Here is a 24120-nt window from a genome sequence, read left to right as displayed (position 1 = left end):
GTGTAGATTACAAGCATTTCGTTAGCGATTTAGCAAGTGTTAAAAAATAATGATACTGGCGCTGAAATGCATTGCAAGGCATCACAGCTGTTGAGTAACAGCTGTAAAAAACTCATAAGCATTCTAAGCAGCCGATGGGCAATTAAACGTTATGCAATTTTGCATTAGTATGAGAGATAGCCAAAATCAGGGGTACGTCAAAACCTCTACACCACTAAAAAGAATAATTGATATTCAATCACTTGCGTTAATTCACTCATAAAATGGGTACTTCGAAAGCTACGATTGGCAGAATAATGCCCCATTACATACCACTGATCTTGTTTATTTCTACTGTAGTTGTGTTTGATGGATTTAAGCAGTTATCAAACCGTTTTGTTTTAATTTGCAGCAAAAGCGAATTACCTGCGCATTGAATGATCAGCAATTACATGTAGACTCTCCCGTGCCGTCTGAAGATCTTTATAATCGCATTGCCACCGGAGATGAGCAAGCCTTCAGGCAAGCGCACGACTTGTTCAAAGCGCGGCTTTTTTATTATGCGAAACGATTCCGGCTGGAATGGGAAGAGGTAAAAGATGTGGTGGCGGAGGCTTTTCTGCATCTGTGGAATGGCCGGGCTCAGCTTCAATCCAACGAACACCTTAAGAACTTCCTCTATTTTGCCGTAAGAAATCAGGCGCTTAAAACCTTAGACGCCCGGGACCGGCAACAATCTTATCTTCATAAACTTCCTGCACCGGAAGAAATTTCAGCGGGCAACGAGCTTATCAGCCACCGGATCGTGGAGGCTGAGATGGGCCAGTTACTGGCTGATGCTATTGCTCAACTGGCACCTGATTACCGCCAGATCTTCGAGCTTTCTTATTATGAGGGCAAAAATCCCCGGGAAATCGCTGTCATGCTGGGCATGAACCCTGCCACCGTCAGGAGCCAAAAGCGCCGGGCTATCGAAATGCTTCGCACCTGGATACGCAAAAGGTCTTTCCTCCTTTTCCTACTGACTTACATTTTTAGCGCCGACCTGGCTCTCCTAAAAAAAATATTGACTGTTTTGGCACGAAAGGGGTAGCCGGCGGTAATACTATATACCGTATTATATATTATGCCTTATTCAGAAACTTATATAGCACACCTGTTGCTGAAACAGGCCGGTGGTGAATTGACACCGGAAGAATTGCTTGCCCTGCAGGAATGGCGCGCCCTTTCTGTTGAAAATGCGCAGTTGTATGATAGCCTACTTCAACCTGGCGCCTGGCAAACGCATCTCCGGGAGTTTGAAGAGGCGGCGGCTCAGGCTGCATTGGTTCAGCCGCCCACTATACATGTGGCCGAACCCGCAGTGGAGCACAAGCGTGTCTTTTTACTCCGTCGTTCCTGGTTGCGCTATGCGGCTGTCTTGTTTATTGTGCTAAGTGCGGGGCTTTTGTTATGGACCACCTTGCGAAAAACAGGATCAGGGGAAGTGGGTAACACGCCTGCAACGACAGAGATCGCAGCTGCCGGTCAGAAGGCCACGCTCATATTGGGTGATGGCTCCGTCATCTCACTTGACAGCAGCACTGGCGGCGGGACCATTGCAGAACAGGGCAATTCATCCGTGGTTAAAACACCGGATGGAGAGATCCGCTACGAAAAGAAGGGTTCGGCGGATAATGCCGTGCTGATGAATACCATGCGGACGCCTAAAGGTGGACAATACCGACTGACCTTACCGGACGGGACAAGGGTTTGGCTGAACACAGCCAGCTCTGTGACATATCCTACTGTTTTTGCAGGCAACTCCAGGCGTATCACCATGACCGGCGAAGCCTATTTTGAAGTGGTAAAGGATAAGGCGAAGCCTTTCTTTGTTGATATCAATGGTGAAGGCGCCGTGGAAGTATTGGGTACGGAGTTCAACATCAACGCTTATAAGGATCACGGCACTATCAAAACAACGTTGGTTACGGGTAAACTCCGCGCTGTTGGCAAGGCTTCCAACACACAAACGGGTACCGGCGGTGTAGTGTTATCGCCCGGACAGCAGGCTATCCAGGATACGGAAGCAGGCAAAACGCCCGGCAACAACGGTTCTTCGGTTTCGATAGCGGACAACGTAAATATGGCGCAGGTGCTGGCCTGGAAGAATGGCATTTTCGATTTCACCGGCGCCAACTTTCAAACGCTTATGAAGGAAGTGGAGAGATGGTATGATGTAGATGTGCGGTATGAAGGTGCTGTACCGGATATCAGGTTCAAAGGTAAAATGGACAGGGCAGTGAAATTATCAGGGCTCATTCGCTTTCTGCATGATTATGGTGTGGAGGCTCAACTGGATGGACGAACCCTGGTTATTAAATGAGATTAAACTAATCAATGCTTATATAGAGATAGACAAACTATTTATCCAACAAAAAAGCCAGTAATGCTACGAACATCACTGGCTGTATAGCTGGATAATGTAACAACAAGTCTTCGCGGACTGCTTTTTCATCACCCAAACAGCAACAAAAGTATGCTAAAAACTGCTCATTGCAGATGGCCGGCTCGTGGGAGCAACTGTCGCATCACCAAAACTTTGTTAGTTATGAGGCTAACGATCTTTTTCCTTTTAGCGGCGTGTTTATCTGTGAGCGCCAAAGGTCTATCGCAAAGTGTCACTTTTTCAGGAAGGAATGTGTCTCTTGAAACGGTAATATCAATTGTAGAGCGGCAGACCGGTTATGTATTTCTTTATCCGGAAAATGCTTTATCGGTCGCAAAGCCAGTGACGATCCAGGCAAAGGATAAACCTTTGTTACAGTTCCTCGAAGAAGTTTTTGCCCGCCAACCTTTCCGCTATTCCATCGAAAGCAAGACTATCAATATTACCACGGTTGTGACACCGGGACTGCCGGGCAGGAAACCTGCTTATGAAATTCAACCGGTTGCTCCTCCCCCACCGATCACAGGGCGCGTGACCGACTCTTTGGGCAAACCTATTGCCGGCGTTACTATTTCCGTGGTTTCACCGGGCAGGGGTACTTATGCGGCCACTACTACCGACAGTAAAGGCAACTTCGAGATCATTGCGGCCAAAGGGGACAGGCTCACTTTTTCTTTCGTGGGCTATCAACCGGTCACTGTTACAGCAGGTAATCAAACGGAGTTCAACATAACGTTGAAAATGAAAGCGGCCGAGCTCGATGAAATTGTCGTTACGCCTGTCAACACCGGCTATCAGCGTATCCGTCCGGAACAAAGTACCGGCGCCGTTTCGCAGATCAGTACGAAAGAGTATGAGTCGCGGGTCAGTACCAATTTTCTTGATGGATTGGTAAACAGGCTACCCGGCCTGATGATCAACAACAATGTATCTTTTACAAGCATCACGCCCAACGGCTCTTCCAGCAGGCCATTATTCAACATCCGTGGCATCAGCACCATGTCTGCCAATCAAAATCCCCTGATCGTTGTGGATGGCTATCCTACCGAGCTCACGCTCGACATGATCGATCCCAACGAGATCAAATCGGTTACTATTCTGAAAGATGCCGCTGCCGCTACTGTATATGGGGTACGTGCATCGAACGGCGTGATCGTGATAGAAAGAAAACAAGCCTCGCAGGGTCAACCCAAATTTGCTTTCCGGGCTACTACCGGCATCACGCCGAAAGAAAACTATAGCCGCTACCGATGGGCCGATAATGCGTCTTCTATCGTTAGCAACTATTATAAAACGCTTTATGGCAGCAGCATCAACGATGCTACCTGGGGGCAACTGGCAACTGCCAGCGCCGGCACCGTAGCGCGCAATCCCGTATATTATATACTTGCCCAATCGGCCGCCAAGATGATCACGCCCGAACAAACTGCCCAATCTTTTGCCGATCTGGAAAACTATGACAACATCGACGACTACAGCCGCCTGTTCCTCCGGTCGGCCCTCACTCAATCTTACAATCTAAATGTATCGGGTGGCAGCGGCAACGCGCTGTATTATATCACGGCTAATCATACACGCAATAATAGCAACTCGGTAAGGAACGACAACAACAGGACCTTACTTTCCGCCCGTAGCACGTTGAAATTTTCAAAGAGGCTTTCTTTGGAACTGACCACTGACTACCAGGAGCAACGCTCCAACTGGACGCCAGTGCCAGGCCCCACTTCTACCTCGCCTTACGAACGGTTTCAGGATGTGAACGGAAATGCAGTGCCTGTTATCAGCAATAGTATTTCGCCTTACTATAATACCGTGCTCATGTCTCAGGGCCTGTACAACATGCTCTATTATCCGCTGGTAGACCTAAACGAGATCAAAGAAAAAAACCGGACCGTGAACAACCGATTCACCGGCAACTTTAATTTTATCATTGGTGGCGGGTTCGACCTTTCTTTTGGCGGCATTTATGAAACATCACGTTTGGAGACACGCTATCTTGCTTCTGAGAACTCCTCCGTTGCCCGGCGCAATGTGAACAGTTATGTAACTATCAATACCGATGGAACGCTCAAGTATAATGTTCCCCGGGGTGGCTACCTGCGCCAGGAAAGTGACAATATCTCCAGTTATACAGGCCGGGCGCAGTTGAACTACAACAAGCGGATCGCTGGTGCACATTCTATCAATGCCATACTGGGTGCCGAGATCAGGAATGTGATCACCAATGCCAACTTCGCTTCTTACTTTGGTTACAACGATGAGACCTTGTTGCATCAGCCTGTTGATTTCGCCTCTATCAACACTTCTGCCATCAGGGGTTCTTTCGGACTCTCTCAGCCGTTTGCGAATGCTTTTACCAATTACTTCACGCAGTTGTATGCGGAGGATAGATTTTTATCCGGCTACTCTAACATCGTGTATTCGTTTAAAAATATCTATTCGCTTACTGGTAGTGTACGCATCGATCAATCGAATCTGTTTGGCACCAATCCAAAGTATAAATACAAGCCGCTCTGGTCGGTTGGCGCTGCCTGGAACATCCATAAAGAAAGTTTTGTACAGGATATCGACTGGATCAAACTGCTTAAGTTGCGTTTGGCCTATGGTTTCAATGGCAACGTAGCTAAAATGTCTCTTCCGCAGGTTATTGCCCAGGCAGGTATGAACCCCTATACTTCACCTGCCAGCCCTTCTTTGCGCCTGTTCTCTTATGCCAACAGCAGCCTGCGCTGGGAACAAACGAAGAACTTAAACATTGGTCTGGATTATCATATTTTCAAGCATATCTCCGGCACGGTCGACTTTTATCAGAAAAGAAGTACGGACTTGCTGGGTAATGCACAAATCGATCCCACCATCGGCGTTAGTCCTTCGCTGGTCAACAGGGCTACTATCAATAATCGTGGTATAGAGATCGGCCTGCATGCGGACTGGATAGCCACGGCCAAACTGAACTGGAATACAGGGCTTGTAGTTGCCCGCAACACCAGCAAGGTGCTGGAAGTATACCGTAAAGGTGATTTCAATCCGCAAACGTTGAATGAACTGGGTTATGTAAAGGACTTTCCTGTCGGCGCTCTGTTTGCTTTCAATTATCGCGGGCTCGATAGTACCGGCCATCCTCTTGTATACAATTCGAAAGGACAGGTTTATCATACCGATAAAACCGGCTCTACTACTCCCGGCGCTATTGCCATGAAAAGTGATACTTCCGGTCTTACCCGCTATATGGGTTCTTCCATTCCTACCATCAATGCAGGATTGAGCAACCGCGTCGATATCGGTAATTTCTATTTCTTCTGCATGGTCAACTATTATGGTGGATTTAAGGTGAGGGTACCACGGCCCAATCCCGCTGCGTCGAGACCACTGGAAGGGGCCGGCAATTACTGGAGGGCCAAAGGTGATGAGCTGACTACGGATGTGATGGCGCTGGCTGGTTATAATAATTACAACGCCGTGAATCCTTACAACTTTGCCGACAAGTATGTGGTGAATGGTGATTACATCACGCTGGCTGACGTGACTGTTTCTTATAGTCTTGATAACACACCATTTATTAAAAAAGCTGGTTTTACGCATTTTGAAGTGAAGTGCCAGGCTTCTAATGTATGGACCGTTGGGCTCAACAAATACAACTATAGTATGGCTACCAACAGTTATCAGAAATCGTATCTGACGCCTACTTACACCATCGGCATTTTTACCAACTTTTAAATTGTACGCAAGTGAAACTTCATCAATATTCTTTCATCGGGTTGCTCGTTTGTGGTGTCCTTTTCACCGGATGCGACAAATACCTGGACGTTACGCCCAAAGGAAAAAAGTTATTGTCCACCGTGGCCGATTATGACCAATGGCTGAATGACGAAACGCTTATATTGGGTTATGGGCAACCTTTTTGCTGGGCCAACTTCCTCAGCGATAATGCTGATGCACCCAATATTCCTGTTCCTCCCACACAGCTCTCCGAACTGATCTATACATGGGCGCCACAATTCTCTACCGATCTTGGTGCTGCTCCTACATTCTGGGGTGAACATTATGCAAAAATCAATTTGTTCAATACCGTACTGGCAGGGATCGATAATGCTACGGCCGGTACCGTTACTCAGAAACGTGGTCTTAAAGCTGAAGCTTTGCTGGGTCGTGCGCTGGAATACTTCTACCTAGTCAATGAATATGGTAAACCATATGACTCAACTACCGCCAATCAGGACCTGGCAGTTCCTTTTGTTATCTCCAATGATGTGACGCAGGAGGTACCCGGCCGCAGCACCATATCGGAAATCTACAAGCGGATCATCGACGATCTGAATGCAGCTATTCCCGACCTGCCGGCTGATAACAGCGCCAACCGCTTTCGCGGTTCTGTTGCCGCTGGTTATAGCGTACTGGCCAGGGTATACTTTTATGCCCGTAATTATGCAGATGCACAAAAGTATGCGGCTCTTGCTTTGGTGCATGGCAAGGCAACGATGATCGACTTCAATGGTACGCTTCCTTCTACCAATTTATTGGGCACGCATCCCGATGTAATCTATGGCAGAATGGTGCTTGGACAGACAGCTGCTACGTTGGACTTTATGCGTTCTTTTGCCAGCAATGATCTTCGTGTGAGAAAGCTGTATTACAGTACCGACAGTTATAAATTCACTACCCGGGGTGCTACGCTTTACTTTCCCCCGGCTATCAATCCGATCTTGTATTATACCAACACGGGCACTTCCGTACAGGAAATGAAGTTGATCGTAGCTGAATGTGCAGCACGCGGCAATAATCTATCTCTTGCGCTGGAACAACTGGATGAAGTGCGCAAGAACAGGTTTGCAACTGCCAGTTATGTACGTTATCAATCCGGTGTCCGAGAAGAAGTGCTGCAGGAAGTTTTTACGGAAAGGAATCACGAGCTGGGTTTCTGCGGGCTACGCTGGTTCGACATGCGCCGTTTGGACAAAGAAAACAGGATGGATACCGTGCGCAGGTATAATGCGCAGGGAAGCGTGATTGCTACTTTGCCACCGCACAGTGATCGTTACACTTTGCAAATACCGGTGCAGGTTATCAGTTTTCACCCGGATATGCAACAGAATCCATAACACTAAATTCTTCTCCATGCGTACTATTTATATTGGACTATTTTATTGTTTTATCCAGGCATTAACTGCCTGTAGTAAAGATGATGCACCGCCTGCATTACCTGAGAACAGTATATCGTTTCAACTTGCTGCCGGAAAGGATACTGTTGAAATGCCTCTTTCTATATTGAAGGATTCGACCATTACACTGGGTTTACGGGCAGCCTTATCCGGCGACGCCGCTTCTCACGATCATTGGATAGGCTTCAGTGTCGATACGAACAAACTACTTGCATTCCGCGCGCAATATGGTAATGCTTCTTTATTGCCTGTTACTTCTTATTTGTTTTACAGGTCAATGGCGCGTATTTCCGCCGGCGCTACGTTATCCGATTCTGCCATTATCAACATCGGGCAACAGACCAAACTCAAAGAGTATACAACATACGTGCTGCCACTGGTGATCCAATCTGTGGATGGAAAGGTGGATGGTACTGCCAGCAACCGGGTAGTATATTTTGTGTTCAAGACCGGCAAACCATTGTTCATCAATAAAACGGGGTGGACCATTGCCGGCTTCTCTTCTGTAAATGGCACTTCAGCTGCTACTACTTTGCTGGACGACAATAATACTACTACATTCTGGGCCAGCAATATTCAGCAAAATATGCCGCAGTGGGTATCTATCAACTTCAACAGGGAGGTCATTTTTACTGCGCTCAATTATTACCTGCCAACAGCGTTGAGGTACCCTACCCTGGGGGGCTATCCTACTTCTATCAAAATAGAAACGAGTATGGATGGAACCAACTGGATTGACAAAGGAACGTTTGCCGGCAATATCATCAACAATATGCAGACCATCGATATTGGGCAAACTACTGCGAAATACCTACGTTTCACATCACTGGCTGTTGTTAAATACAATGCTGCTTATGACGCGGTATTTATCAGTGGCATATCACTCGTACCCTAAACATTTTTCCCATTTATTAAATAACATAACGAAATAAAAGATGACAAAGAACATTATCCTGGCAGTGGCCTGCTGCCTCCCTGTATCTTTATTGGCCCAAAATGGCTTTACCATCAATGGCAAAATCGGGTCGGTCGACGCACCCGCCATCGCTTATCTCAGCTACAACAAGGATGGTCAAAACGTGAAGGACTCTGTTGTAATGCGTAAGGGAAGCTTCACTTTCACCGGCAAACTCGACGGACCTACCATGGCTGTCATTTCCCTGAAGCATGATACCGTTACCAGGGCAAAGAACGGCCGTGTCGATGCGCTGTATTTTTATATTGAAAACTCCAATATTACCGTTACCGCCAAAGACTCCGTGCAACACGGCATTGTCAAGGGCTCTACAGCATATGATGATGACAAGGCGCTCAGAGTATTGCAGAAACCTTACCGCGATAGTGCCAAAGAGCTCATGGCTGTTTACAATGCCAAGACACCAGAAGAACGCAAAGACAGTGTATACCTGAAGTCTGTCAGAAAAGTAATGGCTACCACGCAGGCAGGGTATGACAGTGTGAACCGTGCTTTCATTGCTGCACACCCCAATTCTTATATTTCCCTCGTCACTTTTCAAGAAGTGGAACTCGCTTATAACTTCAATCCGGATACGGCAGCATTCAAGTTTGCAAAGTTATCTCCTGACTTGCGTGCGTCTTACGCCGGGAAAAAAGTAGTAGACGTTATCGAGACGGCCAGGAAGACCATGACAGGTGTCATGGCCATGGACTTTACGCAAAATGACACTACCGGTAAGCCTGTCAAGCTTTCTGATTTCCGCGGACAATATGTACTCGTAGACTTCTGGGCTTCGTGGTGTAAGCCCTGCCGTGCTGAAAATCCTAACCTGCTGGCAGCGTATAAAAAGTATAAGGACAAAAAGTTCACCATACTGGGTGTTTCTCTTGACGAGGAGGATGGCAGAAGGGCGTGGCTCGGCGCTGTCAAAAAAGATGATTTGCCCTGGACGCAGGTTTCCGAACTGAATGGGTTTAAAAGCAAGGCTGCTGTTATGTACGGGGTTAGTGCTATTCCCACCAACTTCCTGGTAGATCCCAGTGGCAAAATAATCGCGCGAAATCTTCGTGGTCCGGACCTGGAGAAAAAACTGGCAGAATTATTCTCCCTATAGAAAGCGTGTGTCAACAGTGATGAAATGCCTCCAAAGGTTCAATACTTTTGGGGGCATTTCTCTGTATACCGGTCATATATGTACTTAATGTCCCCGCCGCTGATATACCAATGGAGAGACACCCATCTGCTGCCTGAATTGGCGGTTGAAGTAAGAAATATTGTTGAAGCCACATTCAAAACATATTTGTAACACACTCATTTCGCGTTGTTGCAACAAACGGCAGGCATAGCTGATGCGCAGCTCGTTCACAAACTCCGATAATGTTTTACGGGTGTGCTTCCGGAAGTAGCGGCAAAAGGCTGATGGGGAGAGATGGGCCACTGCTGCTATCTCATCGAGACCGATCTCTCTTTTGAAATGATCGAGCAGGTAATGATATATGCGGTTCATACGCTCTGTATCTTTTTGAATGCTCGCTGCCGGCTTCTCCTGCATGGATAATAATTCGTAATCATCGGACCTCGACAACAGGTTCAGCAAGCTGAGTAAAGACGCCGTCGCTTCTACTTCATCGGCATTCGCCATCGCTTTCATGATACCTGCGGCCTCTTCACGAACGGCGCCACTGAAAGCCATGCCGTGCAGCGAACGCTCCAACATCAACTTGATGCGTTTGAAGGGTCGCTTATCGAAAAAACCTTCGCCCAGGCAATCTTCACTGAACTGGATAACGACCTGGTGCACCTCCCGGTCGCCGGGTAAATGCTTATTATAAAATGTATGTGGCAGCTGTGGACCGAAAAGGCAAAGATCGCCTGCAAAAAAGTTGGCGATGTGGTCGCCCACGTAGCGCTTGCCGCTGCTTTTCATGACGAGGATCAGCTCATATTCCGGATGGATATGCAGGGGGAAGTCATTGTAAGGAAAGGTTTCTTCCTTCACCACAAACAACCTGTCGCCGGCAATGATCTTTTCCTCGAAAATCTTCATATAGTCAAATTTGTACAAGAAATGGGCAAACTGGTGCCAGAAGTTACTGGATTAATGGCTCATTTTTGACAAAATAACACATAGTTTGCATACTTGCTGCCCAATCTATCATATGACCTTACGTATCCTTTTGCCCATCGTGCTACTGCCGTTGCTTGTTCAGGCCCGTCAATCTTCCATCACTATCGATGCTTCGCGGGTGCTCAACCGTATTCCCGAAAAGCTGTATGGAGCCTGTATAGAAGATGTTAATCATGAAATTTATGGTGGCTTATATGATCAACGCCTATATGGTGAAAGCTTCGAAGAACCCCGGACCAGTGCTTCTTTTGCCGGGTGGAAAGTACTTGGCGGCCAATGGCAGCCGGCAGGCAAGGGTGTACAAGTAAATGCCGGACCGGGCTACAAACTGGTGTTTGAAAAAGCGCTTGCGCCAGCAGCTACCATACAGGTGCAGATCAGCTTTGGTGCTTCCCAAACAAATGCCGGTCTGCTTACGCATGTCAATCATGAACGCACCGGCACCGATAACTTTTGGGGATATGAGATCAGCCTCGATCCCAACAGGCAGGTGCTGGTATTGGGCAAACACCGGAACAACTGGGCTTTGCTGAAAGAAACCAAGGTCAGTTTTGTGCCGTCGGAATGGAATACGCTGAAAGTAACTACTACAAGTGCACGCCTGCAGATATGGCTCAACAATGTTGCCGTACTGGATTATACTGATACCAACGATCCGTTACCTGCCGGCAAAACAGCGTTGCGTACTTACAATACTGCTGCTTCTTTTCAACACATACTCATCCGGCAGGGGCAACAGCAGTTGACACCCGGTTTTATACCTACACCGGTGCAAAATGTCAGTAGTATGTGGACCGGCATCAATACCACAAAAGCCGGTGGCTTTGCACTTGATACAAGCGCTGCTTTCAATGGCAGGCAGGCGCAGGTCATTGTACACGATGGCAGCGCTGGTATTATTGGTGTTGCCAACAGCGGCCTCAACCGCTGGGGCATTGCGGTACGCCGGCAACAACAACTGGCAGGCAGCATCTGGCTGAAAGGTGAAGGATTGCAAGGGCCGGTTACCGTGGCATTGCAAAGCGCCGATGGCAGTAAGGTCTATGCTTCTCAACAACTCAATGGCATTACGCAACAATGGGAGAAATATAGTTTCCGTCTTACGTCAACTGCTACTGATCCCAAAGCCCGTTTTGTATTTTATCTTTCCAAGGGAGGAAAGCTCCGGGCCGATCAGGCGACACTGCTATCGACAGGTGAAGACCGATTTAAAGAATTGCCGCTGCGTGCCGACATTGCTCATACAATGCAGGAGCAGGGGCTCAACTTCCTGCGTTATGGCGGCACCATGGTCAATGCGCCCGGCTATCGCTGGAAGAAAATGATTGGTGAACGTGATCGCCGACCTCCTTATACCGGACACTGGTACCCCTGGTCTACCAATGGCTTTGGCATCGAGGATTTTCTGCAATATTGTGAAGCTGCCGGTTTTGAAGCTGCCTTCGCCGTCAACATCGAAGAGACACCACAAGACATGGCAGATATGGTGGAATATCTTAAAGGTGATACAACTACTTATTGGGGAAAGCAACGGGCAAAGAACGGCCACCCAGCTCCTTACAAAGTGAAATACTTCGAGATCGGCAATGAAGAAGTGTTGTTCAATGGCGATGTTGCTGCAGAGTATGATCATTATATAGAACGATTCAACCTACTGCATGCAGCCATGCGTGCAAAAGATACTTCTATCCAATTCATCAACTCCGTTTGGTGGCGGCCCAACTCACCCAACTCCGAAAAACTTTTCCGCGCACTGAATGGCAAGGCTGATTATTGGGACTTGCATACGGATGCCGATGATCCACGCGCAGGCATTAAAGTAGACAGTATTCTTACCCGCATGCGGGAACTGTTCCTGCAATGGGACCCCAACACGCGCATGCAATGCGCCATCTTCGAAGAGAATGGCGGCCTTCACAATCTTGCCAGAGCGCTGGGGCATGCTACCACGCTCAACGCCGTGCGCCGGCATGGTGCGTTTGTTATTACTTCCTGTGCGGCCAATGCGCTGCAACCGCTCGGCCAGAACGACAATGGCTGGGACCAGGGGCAAATTTTCTTTACTCCTTCCCAGGTGTGGGGCATGCCGCCTTTCTATGCACAACAGATGGCCGCACATCATCATCAGCCTTTGCGGGTGGCAGCTTCTGCAACTCATGTACTGGACATCACTGCTACGCGCAGTGAAGATGGAAAGGTGTTGGTGCTGCATGTGATCAACGCTTCCGGAACAGCCGAAGCTACCTCATTAACGATAGAAGGATTTATAGGCAGAAAGCCTGCTGTAAAGGCAACCACACTATCGGGTGAGCTGCGCGCCATCAATACGCCTGAACAACCTGAGCGGATCAGATCTGTCGAAACGAAACAAGTACTGAATGGCGAAAAGCCTTTATATACATTCCCTGCTTACTCTTATACCATTCTTCAATTTGAAAGATAAAAACCTGTATGCTTAAAACTGCCTTATCATTAATTATAGTGAATGCTTTGTTGATGGGAAGCGCATTGGCGCAAACATCAGCTACCTTGACGCCATTGAAACTGGAATCGGTGAAAGTGAAAGATGCTTTCTGGTCACCGAAGCTGGCCATCTGGAACACTAAAACTGTATATGATGTATTGAACAAACTGGAGGGACATTATCAACCAGACCGTGAAGACCTCATCAAAGAAAAAGCAGAACGTGGCCGCACACGCAACGCCTTTCTCAATTTCGACCTGGTGGCACAGGGAAAACAAAACACCGGCACCAGTGATGGCCCGCCCTGGTATGATGGATTGGTATATGAAACCATCCGCGGTGCCGCTGATCTACTGATCGCTCATCCTGATGCAGCGTTGGAAAAGAAGCTCGATGTTTATATCGATCGCATCGTGGCGGCACAGGCTATAGACCCTGATGGTTATATTAATACCTGGACCACTTTGAACAAACCAGGTCAACGATGGGGACTGAACGGTGGCAATGACCGCTGGCAACACGATGTGTACAATGCGGGTATGTTGATAGAAGCAGGTGTACATTATTATAAAGCCACCGGCAAAACGAAACTATTGGAAGCGGCTGTGAAAATGACCAATTATATGTGTCGCCTCATGGGGCCTGCTCCGAAAAAGAATATTGTACCGGCTCATGCAGGGCCGGAAGAAGCGTTGCTTAAAATGTATCAGCTGTTTAAAAATGAACCGGCGTTGAAGCAACGCATCAGCGCGCCAGTACAGGAAGAAAACTACTACAGCCTTGTCAAGTTCTGGATAGAGCAACGTGGCCATTATGCCAATGGTGATGGCACCAACCGCCACAGCGATGGAAGTTACAACCAGGACCATCAGCCAGTCTTTGAACAACAAACCATAGAGGGTCATGCCGTGCGGGCCACCTTGCTGGGCACCGCTGTTGCGGCTATGGCTGTGCACAATCATGATCCACGCTACAGTAATGCAGCCAACCAGTATTGGAATAACATGATCGGTCGCCGGCTCTTTATTACCGGTGGGCAGGGCGCCATTCCTGAAGATGAAAAATTTGGCAAGGATTATTACCTGCCCGAATCGGCTTACCTCGAAACCTGTGCATCGTTGGGAGCTGCTTTCTTCAGCGAACGCATGAACGAGCTACAGGCCGATGGTAAATATGTAGATGAACTGGAGCGCGTGTTGTACAACAACATGCTGTCGAGCGTGGCACAGGACGGACAGCATTATCATTATGAAAACCCTTTAGTAGCTACGCAGCACAAACGATGGGAATGGCATAGCTGTCCTTGCTGCCCGCCCATGTTCCTGAAAATGATTGGCGCGCTGCCGGGATTTATCTATGCGCAAACGGATAAGGATGTATATGTCAATCTGTTCATAGGCAGTGAAGCACGGGTAGCATTGCAGCATAATTCAGTGTTGTTGAAGCAGGAAACACAATACCCGTGGAAAGGAAAAGTGCAGGTTACGGTAACGCCTGAACAGGCATCTTCTTTTACTATACACATGCGTATTCCCGGCTGGGCTACAGGAAAAGAAAATCCTTTTGATCTCTACACGTCAACTGTGAAGGGTAAACCTGTTATAAAAGTAAACGGAAAGACTGTTCCGGTAAATGTGGTGAACGGATATATTGCGCTGAACAGGCCATGGAAAAAAGGCGACCGGATAGAATTGGACCTACCTATTGAACCGCGATGGGTGGCGCCAGCTGCTGCCGTGGAAACCATCGCAGGAAAACGGGCGCTTGCTGCCGGTCCACTGGTGTATGCCGTAGAAGGCATCGACAATCCGGATATGAACAGTTACAAAGTTGATGAAACCACTTCTTTACAAGTAGTGAACCAGCCGGCCATTGCAGGTGGCGTAAACGTTATTACAGGTGTCCTACAAAGCGGTAACAAAACAGTCTCTTTCCGGGCACTACCCTTCTACGCCATCGGCAACCGGGGTGTATATCCTTATATGGTGTGGATGAAATGATCGCTTATTCTTCTTTTAAACTTTTTACAGGATTCATGAGTGCCGCACGTATCGACTGAAAGCTGACTGTTGCAACACAGATCACTAAAGCTGTTATCGTTACCCCCACAAATACGCCAGGTTCCAGATCAACGCGGTAACTATACCCGGCAAGCCAATCCTTTAAAAACCAGGTGGCGACGGGAATGGCAATCATTGCGCTAAGTCCTACCAGCAGCATAAACTCTTCTGACAACATCAACCAAAGTTGAAATACGGATGCTCCCAGTACCTTGCGAATCCCAATTTCTTTGGTACGTTGTTCAGCAGTAAATGCGGCAAGTCCGAACAATCCGAGACAGGATATAAAAACGGCGAGAATGGCGAATATGGCTGCTAATTTTCCTACCAGCACTTCGGACTTGAATTTGGCTGCGTATTCCTGATCTACGAATTTATAGAGGTAGGGGTAAGCAGGATTGTATTTAGCAAAGATCGGCGCCAACCCCTGCAATCCTTCCTGTGTACTTACGGCCGGGGAAATCCGGTAGCTGATAAAGTTTGCCCAATTGGGATCATAGGCAAAGAGCATTGGTCTTGCATCACCAAAGGGTGAACCCATGATGGCATTTTTAACAACCCCAACGATCCGCGACTGCACAATTCCATTCCAGGTGATCAACTGATTCAAGGGTTCTTTCAACCCCATCTGTCTTACAGCTTCTTCATTAACGACTACATTCGATGAATCTCCGGCTCCTTCGAATCCCCTGCCTTTGAATAGTTGCATACCCATGGTGGTAAAATAGTCCTTGTCTGTTACACCGACCGTTGCAATCATGAATGCTTTATCTTCTTGTTGGCCGGGCCAACGATCCATGCTGGTGAAGCTCCAGTTGTCCGTAATAGGACTGGATGATTTGGTGACGGAAGTAACCAGGCCACTGGCGAGCAGGTCATGCTTGAGCGGTTCATAGTTCCTCTTCAGGTCCTTGCTTGCATCCGTCATGATAAGTGCTTTGGGATCGTATCCTGACGGTCTGTTTTGCGCATGTTTTACCTGCTGGTAGACAACCACCGTTCCGATGATCAATGCAATGGAGCAAACGAATTGAAGCGTTACCAGCGTCTTCCGTGGAAGCCCGGCACTTTTGCCCAGGTTCAATCGTCCTTTCAATACTTTAACGGGCTTGAAGGATGACAAATAAAAAGCGGGCCTGCTGCCCGCCAGGAAGCCTGTAAACAAAACATACCCCAACATGATCAGCCAGAATGAAAGCGATTGGTAAGGTAATACGATAGGCGCATCCACCACTTTTCCAAATGCCGGCAATGCAATAACGACGATGAACAGCGATAAGGTAAATGCGCAAAACGACATCAGCATGGCCTCCATCATAAACTGCATAATCAAAGATATTCGTGAGGAACCGATGGCTTTTCTGACTCCTACTTCTTTGGCGCGCTTTTCGGACCTTGCGGTAGACAGGTTCACAAAGTTGATACAGGCAATTACCAATACCAGCACGCCAATCAGCGCAAACAGGCTGACATAGGTGATGAAGCCGTTGGCTCTCTTTCCATTTTTAAATTCGCCATACAGGTGCCAGTCTGTCAATGGCTGGAGGATAGTCTCGGTTTTGTCGGAGGCGTACTCCCGTGGATGATATTTGGCGAAGATCTTCTCCAGGGCAGGTTGCACCTGCTTGTAAGTAACATTTTTGTCGAGTGCCAGGTATATATTCGATGTAACCTGATCCCAATTGACTGCTGCGTTTTTGAAGCCTTCATTATTGATTATACTATATGCTAAAGGCACTACATAATTGAATTGGAGTGTTGAGTTGGCCGGTACATTTTTCATGATCCCTGTTACCTTCAGGTCATGGCTGTTATCGAAGCGGACCATCTTTCCTATGGGATCTTCCGTTCCAAAGAGTGCCGCGGCTGTGGTTTCATTCAATACGATCGAATAAGGGTCCTGTAACACCTGGCCTTTGTCTCCGCGCAGCAACGGGTATTGAAAAATGTTGAGGAAATCACTGCCCGCTATAGCACCGTTTATATAAAGTTGTTTTTCGCCCACTACCAGTCCGTGCGACCTCAGCCAATCGGTGGCAGCCACATATTTTACACCCGGAACTTCTTTTTTGATTGCTTCTGCCAGTGGCAGCGGCGTAACCATCGACACCCGTTTTTCACCATCTTGCGTAACTCGCTTGCCAACCTTATATACTTGTTTATTGTCCGGCAGAAACTGGTCGAATGAAACCTGGTACTGCACCCACAAGCCAATTAACAACGCTACTGCCATTCCTGCTGCCAGGCCCACAATATTCAGTAAGCTATATGCTTTGTTGTTTACCAGGCTTCGCCATGCGGTTTTGAAGAAGTTGCGGAACATACACTTGTTTTAAATGATTCGGGTTAAATATTCAATCGATGTGCCGCCCACACATAAAACTGATAATCAACAGGTTAATATTCACCCTTATCAATAGTGCTGTCCGGTAGCGATACAACAGGCTGCTCTTTGTACGCTGGTGATACAGGAAATCATGGTGAGGGGCTACGACATATCTCTCCCATATATCCCTCATATCTGCTCCCTGTCAATCTAACGTTTCCTTAAGGTATTGAGCGTACCATAAGCGTATCAGGAGCGTATGTCGAGCGTACTTTAAGCGTAGGTAAAAGTGGGAAACCGGGACCGTCCGGACAAGTTGGAGTATGCAATGTTACTAACGTGGAGCTTGTACAACATTCTACACTGCGTTTTATTGGTAGCTTTTTTCAACGGGTTCAAATACTTTGCGTACAGTCCCATATTAACATTGATAACCTTACAATTGTTTGCTTATGAAAAAAAGTCTTCTTTTTTTCCTGGGAGTCTTATGTGCTCTCGGGTATTCTTCCTGCGCTAAAAATGCCGTTGCTGAACCAGACCTGCTTGTTGATGTAGATGGCCGTGGACGGCCTCCTGTTTGTGAATGTGTTCAGCCCGAAGGCAGCACTATCTTCGATCCTACCTGTCTTGTTTCTCCCCATGCTCATGGAAAATTAGACACCATTCAAAAAGGTTTTAGTTTCACGGAAGGTCCCGCTGTTGACAAACGGGGCAATGTATTTTTTACCGACCAGCCTAATGACCGTATTTATCGTTGGGATGCCTACTCTGGTAAGGTGACTTTGTTTTTACAAGGTACCGGCCGTTCAAATGGTATGGCATTCGACAAGCAAGGCAATCTTATTTCCTGTGCGGATATGCATGGTGAACTATTGCGTATCGACAAGTATGGCAATCGTAAAGTACTTGCTAAAAATTACAATGGCAAATTGTTGAATGGCCCGAACGATGTTTGGATCAATCCCGTAACCGGTGGCATGTACATTACCGATCCCATCTTCCCACGCGACTATTGGGATGCTTCTGATCCCCGCAAACAAGGATGGCCACCCACTCACTCAGAACAAGCTGCCACCGGCAAGGGTGGTTATGTTTATTACCTGGCGCCTGGCACCAACAAGCTGGTAAGGGTAACGACTGAAAGCATGGGATGGGACGCAGACGGATGGCCCAATGGCATTGTTGGCACCCCAGATGGAAAGAAGCTGTATGTCAATAAATGGGCGCCCGATAACCTGGGTGGCACCTGGGTGTTTGATATCAAACCCAATGGCACACTCAGCAATATGAAGAAGTTTATCGATATGGGTGGTGATGGTATGTCGATGGATGAGAAGAGAAATATTTACATCAGTAATAGTGAGGGTGTGACTGCTTTCGACCCCAAAGGCAAGAGGATATTCAATGTTCCTACGAATGGGGCCACCAACAATGTTTTTGCCGGCAAGGATAATAAGCTCTTATTCATTACCGGTGCAGTTGACAGGATTACTTCGCTTAAAATGAATGTAGAAGGTGTTGAAAGATTTGATAGCCCGGGTGGACATCGTTAGTCACCTAAAACAACCAGCAGTTTCATCAAAGAAGCCCGGGCCGTCGCCCCGGGCTTCTTTAGTTCGTCGCAATCTGCCTCTTAGAAAGCCGCAAATGCCCTACCCCATTGTGGGGCAGGCATGGTAATTTTAGGTTGCTTAACCGATCACTTAAATCAATTTGTTATGGTAAATCAGCAACGTTTTACGCATTGCCTTTGGTATGATGACCAGGCTGAAGAAGCAGCAAAGTTCTATACTTCTATTTTTCCCGACTCCAGCATTGGCGACATCACCCGGTATGGTGCGGCAGGCTATGAAACGCATAAGCGTCCGGAAGGCTCAGTGATGACGGTAGAATTCAACATCAGCAACCTGCAACTCCTGGGATTGAACGGTGGTCCTATATTTAAACCCAATCCTTCTATCTCGTACTTCGTGGTATGCGAAACGGCGGAAGAGACAGACGCGCTCTGGCAAAAGCTGTCTGAAGGTGGCATGGTGATGATGGCGCTCGACAAATATGACTGGAGCGAAAAATATGGTTTCCTTACAGACAAATACGGCCTTTCCTGGCAAATCTCGAAAGGAAAGCTGTCCGACACCAATGGTCAAAAGATCACGCCTTCTCTCCTCTTTGTTGGTGACCAGGCTGGCCGGGCAGAAGAAGCACTCAACCTATATACTTCAATTTTTGACAACTCAGCGATCAGGGGCATCCTGAAGAACGGTCCGGGTGCACAGGACCCGGAAGGCACGGTGATGCATGCACAGTTCAATATTGCCGGGCAGGAGTTTATGGTCATGGATAGTTTTGCTGCGCACAAATTTGCTTTTAATGAAGCGATATCATTCGTTATTCCCTGCCACTCACAGGACGAGATCGATTACTACTGGAACAAACTGACAGCAAACGGTGGCGAAGAAAGTATGTGTGGATGGCTGAAGGATAAGTTCGGGGTATCCTGGCAGGTAGAGCCAGTGCAGCTGGGCCAAATGCTAAAGAGCAAAGACAAAGCAAAAGTAGAAAGGGTGACGAAGGCCTTTTTGCGTATGAGGAAGTTTGATCTTAAAAAGCTGGAAGCAGCGTTTGCTGAGTAAGTTCAGAGTCTGGAGTTCAGAGTAAAGAGTCAAGGCAACGAGGCAGCAAGGCATTAAGGCAACGAGGTTTCGTTGACTTCTTCCTGCCTACTACATTGCCAAGGATGGCTCTATACTAAGGCCTTCAATAAGTTGATGGCAACGACACCAGCTGTTTTAATATTATCAGTCAGGTAAGCGAGTTTATTATCCATGTCGGTATCTGCTTCTACCTGCTCCATCAACTTTACAAAAGCTTCTTTGTCTTTTTTGGTGGGTAATATCTCATTGATGGAATCGCGGCTAAAGCTGCTGACAGCGGCGATTTCAGTAGCCAGTTCTTTATTGGTAGCTTCCCTTGCCGCTTTTGCAGCTGGAGTAAAACGGTTTGGCATATTGTTGTTTTTAAATTATTAAGGTTACTGTTATTTGAATGCGTCTTTGAAGGCAGAGATCACTCCTTCACCATCTTTCAGTTTTTTAACAGCAGTATTAGCTGCTCCCAATCCTTTGTTGACCTTGTTAGTAATATCCGTCATTTTATCTACCAGCTCCTTGGGCACCTGGCCAACTCCCAGTTTGTTGAGTAACTCATCCTGTTGTTTGCTACGCCTTGCAGCAGCTTCCAGCCTTCCGGTGATCGTGCTCTGTCCCCTGATCAGTTCAGCATAAGCTTCACTCAGGGAAGCAACAGCTTCGGCACGAGCCTGCTCGATGGGCGCCAGCATTTCTTTTCTTTGGGCCAGCATCTCTTCGTGAGCAGCTTCTGTGAACTCCATGATAATGCGTGCAGGCTCGTCCGTACCCAACAGTGAGCTGATGTGTATAACAGCTGCGTCGAGTTTATTATTCTCTACAAATTTGGTAAGCACTGTTCGTACAAGGCCATCTTCTCCTTTTCTCGTTTCAGTGAGTTTGGCCACCAGTTCTTTGGTTGCCCGCTCCGCTTCGCTCGTATCTGTCAAATACCTTGCAATGCCACTCTTGATGGACCTTCTTCCTCTATCGTCGATCTTTGACACATTTTGCAGCATATCCAACACTTGTGAAGTGCCCAGGAAGTTTTTCAGGAACTGTGGCTCCCAGGTGTTGGTGAGAAAATCTTCTACCTTCTGCTTCTCCATATCGAAGTATTTCTGAATGGCCAGCTGATGGATCTTCTCCATCTCACTTAACCGCTCTCCTACCTGTGCAGAAAGCTGTACAGTTGATGGCTTAATGGATACGCAACCAATAGCGAGGGAAATAAAAAAGAAGCCTGCGAGGAGACGCAGCACTCCGCTTATGGAGAAGATTGATTGTTTCATACAATGGGTTATTAATTATGCAAGGACAAGTTACTGATAGTTTAGTCTTCAACAGCGCGGAAGCCACTGAAATTTTACCGTGTTGCAACAATAGTGTATTCAACACGCTTTATTATTACCACATAAGGGTATTGGCTATGTCAGCCGAATGATGTATGCAAAATGTAAGAGGGTGTCATCACTGGTTGTGCACACCAGGAGACACCCTCATTATGTCAGGACCTTGTACCCTTTTACTTAGCGGCCTTTCTGCATGGCATCTGAAAGCCGCTGATGGAGGCCTTCGAGATGGGCTTTCATCAGTTCATCCTGACTCGTCGTAGCTGCCTTTTTACTGAGCGCCATCAGTTCGCGGGCCTGTTGCCTGATCGCTGCCCCGGCATCGAGGTACAGGTTGGTTTGCAATGCCATCAAAGCTACCAGCTCGTTGGCATACGCATTCTGTACAAAACGCCTGTTGGCTGTGATGGCCTTACCGGTGCGCAGTTCAGCGAAAATGCCCGTAGCCATACCGTTTAGCAAGTCAGTTACTGTATAAGCATTCGAAGCGTCGGCCAACTCCTGCGAACGCAGTTTTGCAAATACTTTGGGGTCCAGCAATTGTTTGATCGCATTACGCTGGATATTTTCGATAATACTGAAATCGGTCTTTGTATTGCGATAGATGAATTCATCACCAAGCCAGGTGGGTGTACTAAACAACTCCGTATTGAGGAAGCCAATAGCTCTTTGTTCTTTTTCTTTCGAGAAGTAGCTATATACTGCTCCCGGCTGCTCTATTGTTTTGGGTGTAAAATACTCGCCACCGATATTGGCGGTTACATGTTTAACGTACCATTCGTATTGACTTACCAGGCTTTTGTAGGTATCCTCCAGCCTGTCATAATTTTCACCCGGCACCTGCACCCATTTCACGAGGTTGTTTTTTATACGCTGCAGGTTTTTAATGCCGTACGTCCCTGCCAGCATCGCATCATCACCCATATCCTCGCGCTGGTTGTCGGGATATTTGGCAGATGGATCGTCTCCAATACCAAAACGGTAGCGATCGCTTTTGTTGAGCTTATCGATAATCCATTGGTTCAGAGCTGTCTTTTCGGTAGCAGCACTGGCATCCCGTGGCAATAGCTTATAACCCCATTCAATGGCCCATTGATCATAATCGCCAATGCGGGGAAATATACCAACGCGGTCGATATGATCTTCCGGCTGCGCTACATAGTTGAAACGCGCATAGTCCATGATAGAAGGCGTATGACCGTGTTCTTCTACCCACTGTTTGTTGCGCAACATTTCAACGGGTGAGGTGGAAGATGAACCCCAGTTGTGGCGCAATCCTATGGCGTGGCCTACTTCATGGGATGAAACAAACCGGATCAGCTGTCCCATCAGTTCATCGGAAAACTGAGGTTTCTGTGCTCCTGTGTCAATAGCGCCCGCCTGTGTAAAATACCATTTATACAGTATCTCCATCACGCTGTGGTGCCATTGTATGTGCGACTCGATGATCTCGCCGCTGCGTGGATCTTGCAGCGTATGCCCCATGGCATTGCCGATGGCGGATGCTTTATAGACTACTACGTTGTGGCGAGCGTCATTGATATCGAACGTAGAATCGGAAGGGTCTACTTCTTTTGCCAGCACTGCGTTTTTAAAGCCGGCTTTCTCAAAGGCTTTCTGCCAATCGTTCACACCGGCTATGAGATAAGGCACCCATTTTTTAGGTGTGGCCGGGTCGATATAAAACACAATGGGCTTTGCAGGCTCCACCAATTCACCCCGGTAATATTTATCGAGGTCTTCGGGCTTCGGCTCCACGCGAAAGCGCCAGATGTTGGCTTTGGGCAATATGCCACCATTGGCATCGAGCTGCTTATACTCGGAATACACTACAGCCAGGTAACCTACGCGCGGATCGAAGTTGCGCCCCTTCATAGGTTCCTTCGGCAACAGGATGATAGAACTGTTGTAAACGGCCGTGAGTGTAGCAGCTCCTGCTGCATAGGTACGTGTAGAAGCTACTTCCACATTCATCGGGTAAGCGCGGACACTGTTGATAAAAGAACGATCAGGAGCAAAGGTACCGGGCATGGCAAGCGCTCTCAGTTCAGCCAGGTAGCCAAACACCGGGTTATCACTGTTGAAATAATCCGTCATATCGATCACCGCCGACAGCCTGTCTTTTCCATACGCTTTGACCGGAAAGGCTGCATATACCGGTGAAAGGTTGTTCTGCACCATTGCGTCATAAACTCCTTCCTCACCCGTATCGCTCCGCTCGGTAGTGCTTATCACTTGCAACATCAGTTTATCGCCTTCTTCTTTGGTGAAGCGAAAGAGCGACTGACCAATCCAGTCGTTGCCATAGCTACAGAGTCCGCCAAACGGATGACGCCAATCCTGTGGCGATTGTGTAATACGGTTTACCGTAAACAGGTCACGGTTCAGTACACTGTCGGGCAGCTCCAGCAGATACCGGTTGTTCACTTTGTGCACGGTAATAAATCCTTTTGAAGTAGCTGCACTGGCCGGCACTACTGTTTCATAAGGCTTCACAGAGTCTTTACCTGCGGCCAGCCCGGGAAACTGCCGGGTGGCGCCGGCCATTGCGGCTTGCGGCACAACTAATAAGCTATACGCTGTCAGCAACAGGGCGAGTGGCACCACTGTCTTTGTTATTTTGATCTTGTTCATGGCCA

General features: G+C 47.6%; 15 protein-coding genes. 10 read left to right on the top strand and 5 right to left on the bottom strand.

The features are described from left to right. Window positions 1–385: 385 nt before the first annotated feature. The 6 genes from AC5JBY_RS11750 to AC5JBY_RS11725 all read left to right on the top strand — a co-directional run bounded on the left by AC5JBY_RS11750 (window position 386) and on the right by AC5JBY_RS11725 (window position 9638). A complete protein-coding gene (locus AC5JBY_RS11750; RefSeq protein ID WP_495904783.1) occupies window positions 386–1072 on the top strand; it encodes an RNA polymerase sigma factor in 687 nt (228 codons plus the stop codon). 33 nt (window positions 1073–1105) lie between these two features. Beyond that, a complete protein-coding gene (locus AC5JBY_RS11745) occupies window positions 1106–2344 on the top strand; it encodes a FecR family protein (RefSeq protein ID WP_495904782.1) in 1239 nt (412 codons plus the stop codon). Between the two features lie 225 nt (window positions 2345–2569). Beyond that, a complete protein-coding gene (locus AC5JBY_RS11740) occupies window positions 2570–6124 on the top strand; it encodes a SusC/RagA family TonB-linked outer membrane protein (protein WP_495904781.1) in 3555 nt (1184 codons plus the stop codon). An 11-nt stretch (window positions 6125–6135) separates the two neighbouring features. Continuing rightward, window positions 6136–7506, top strand: coding sequence for a RagB/SusD family nutrient uptake outer membrane protein (locus AC5JBY_RS11735; protein ID WP_495904780.1), 1371 nt, complete (start codon window positions 6136–6138; stop codon window positions 7504–7506). A 16-nt stretch (window positions 7507–7522) separates the two neighbouring features. Then, complete coding sequence (locus AC5JBY_RS11730; RefSeq protein WP_495904779.1) at window positions 7523–8461, top strand: discoidin domain-containing protein; 939 nt, start codon at window positions 7523–7525, stop codon at window positions 8459–8461. Between the two features lie 40 nt (window positions 8462–8501). Beyond that, window positions 8502–9638 carry a redoxin domain-containing protein gene (locus AC5JBY_RS11725; protein WP_495904778.1) on the top strand — a complete coding sequence of 379 codons (1137 nt, stop codon included), beginning with the start codon at window positions 8502–8504 and terminating at the stop codon, window positions 9636–9638. An 84-nt stretch (window positions 9639–9722) separates the two neighbouring features. Here AC5JBY_RS11725 and AC5JBY_RS11720 read toward each other — a convergent pair whose 3' ends face one another. Continuing rightward, window positions 9723–10571, bottom strand: a complete 849-nt coding sequence (locus AC5JBY_RS11720) for an AraC family transcriptional regulator (protein WP_495904777.1) — start codon at window positions 10569–10571, stop codon at window positions 9723–9725. Between the two features lie 112 nt (window positions 10572–10683). Between AC5JBY_RS11720 and AC5JBY_RS11715 the strand changes: the two genes are divergently transcribed. Both AC5JBY_RS11715 and AC5JBY_RS11710 read left to right on the top strand, forming a co-directional pair. Further along, entirely contained in the window at window positions 10684–13095 is a 2412-nt protein-coding gene (locus tag AC5JBY_RS11715) for an alpha-L-arabinofuranosidase family protein (protein WP_495904776.1), read from the top strand. Window positions 13096–13103: 8 nt separating this feature from the next. Beyond that, window positions 13104–15116: a glycoside hydrolase family 127 protein gene (locus AC5JBY_RS11710; protein WP_495904775.1), complete on the top strand. Its 2013-nt coding sequence runs from the start codon at window positions 13104–13106 to the stop codon at window positions 15114–15116. A 4-nt stretch (window positions 15117–15120) separates the two neighbouring features. Here AC5JBY_RS11710 and AC5JBY_RS11705 read toward each other — a convergent pair whose 3' ends face one another. Then, the gene (locus AC5JBY_RS11705; RefSeq protein WP_495904774.1) at window positions 15121–17499 is read right to left on the bottom strand and encodes an ABC transporter permease; all 2379 of its coding nucleotides are present in this window, start codon (window positions 17497–17499) and stop codon (window positions 15121–15123) included. Window positions 17500–17954: 455 nt separating this feature from the next. Between AC5JBY_RS11705 and AC5JBY_RS11700 the strand changes: the two genes are divergently transcribed. Continuing rightward, on the top strand, window positions 17955–19055 hold the full coding sequence (locus AC5JBY_RS11700) for an SMP-30/gluconolactonase/LRE family protein (protein ID WP_495904773.1): 1101 nt from the start codon (window positions 17955–17957) through the stop codon (window positions 19053–19055). Window positions 19056–19220: 165 nt separating this feature from the next. Beyond that, entirely contained in the window at window positions 19221–20135 is a 915-nt protein-coding gene (locus AC5JBY_RS11695) for a VOC family protein (protein ID WP_495904772.1), read from the top strand. 110 nt (window positions 20136–20245) lie between these two features. On the opposite strand, the gene AC5JBY_RS11690 is transcribed toward AC5JBY_RS11695, so the two are convergent. From AC5JBY_RS11690 to AC5JBY_RS11680, 3 genes are all read right to left on the bottom strand, one after another. Then, entirely contained in the window at window positions 20246–20509 is a 264-nt protein-coding gene (locus tag AC5JBY_RS11690) for a hypothetical protein (protein WP_495904771.1), read from the bottom strand. Window positions 20510–20539: 30 nt separating this feature from the next. Further along, a complete protein-coding gene (locus tag AC5JBY_RS11685; protein ID WP_495904770.1) occupies window positions 20540–21421 on the bottom strand; it encodes a hypothetical protein in 882 nt (293 codons plus the stop codon). A 237-nt stretch (window positions 21422–21658) separates the two neighbouring features. Then, on the bottom strand, window positions 21659–24115 hold the full coding sequence (locus AC5JBY_RS11680) for a zinc-dependent metalloprotease (RefSeq protein WP_495904769.1): 2457 nt from the start codon (window positions 24113–24115) through the stop codon (window positions 21659–21661). Window positions 24116–24120: the final 5 nt, after the last annotated feature.

This window comes from Paraflavitalea sp. (assembly GCF_059502485.1).
This window is presented reverse-complemented; position numbering and strand designations above follow the sequence as displayed.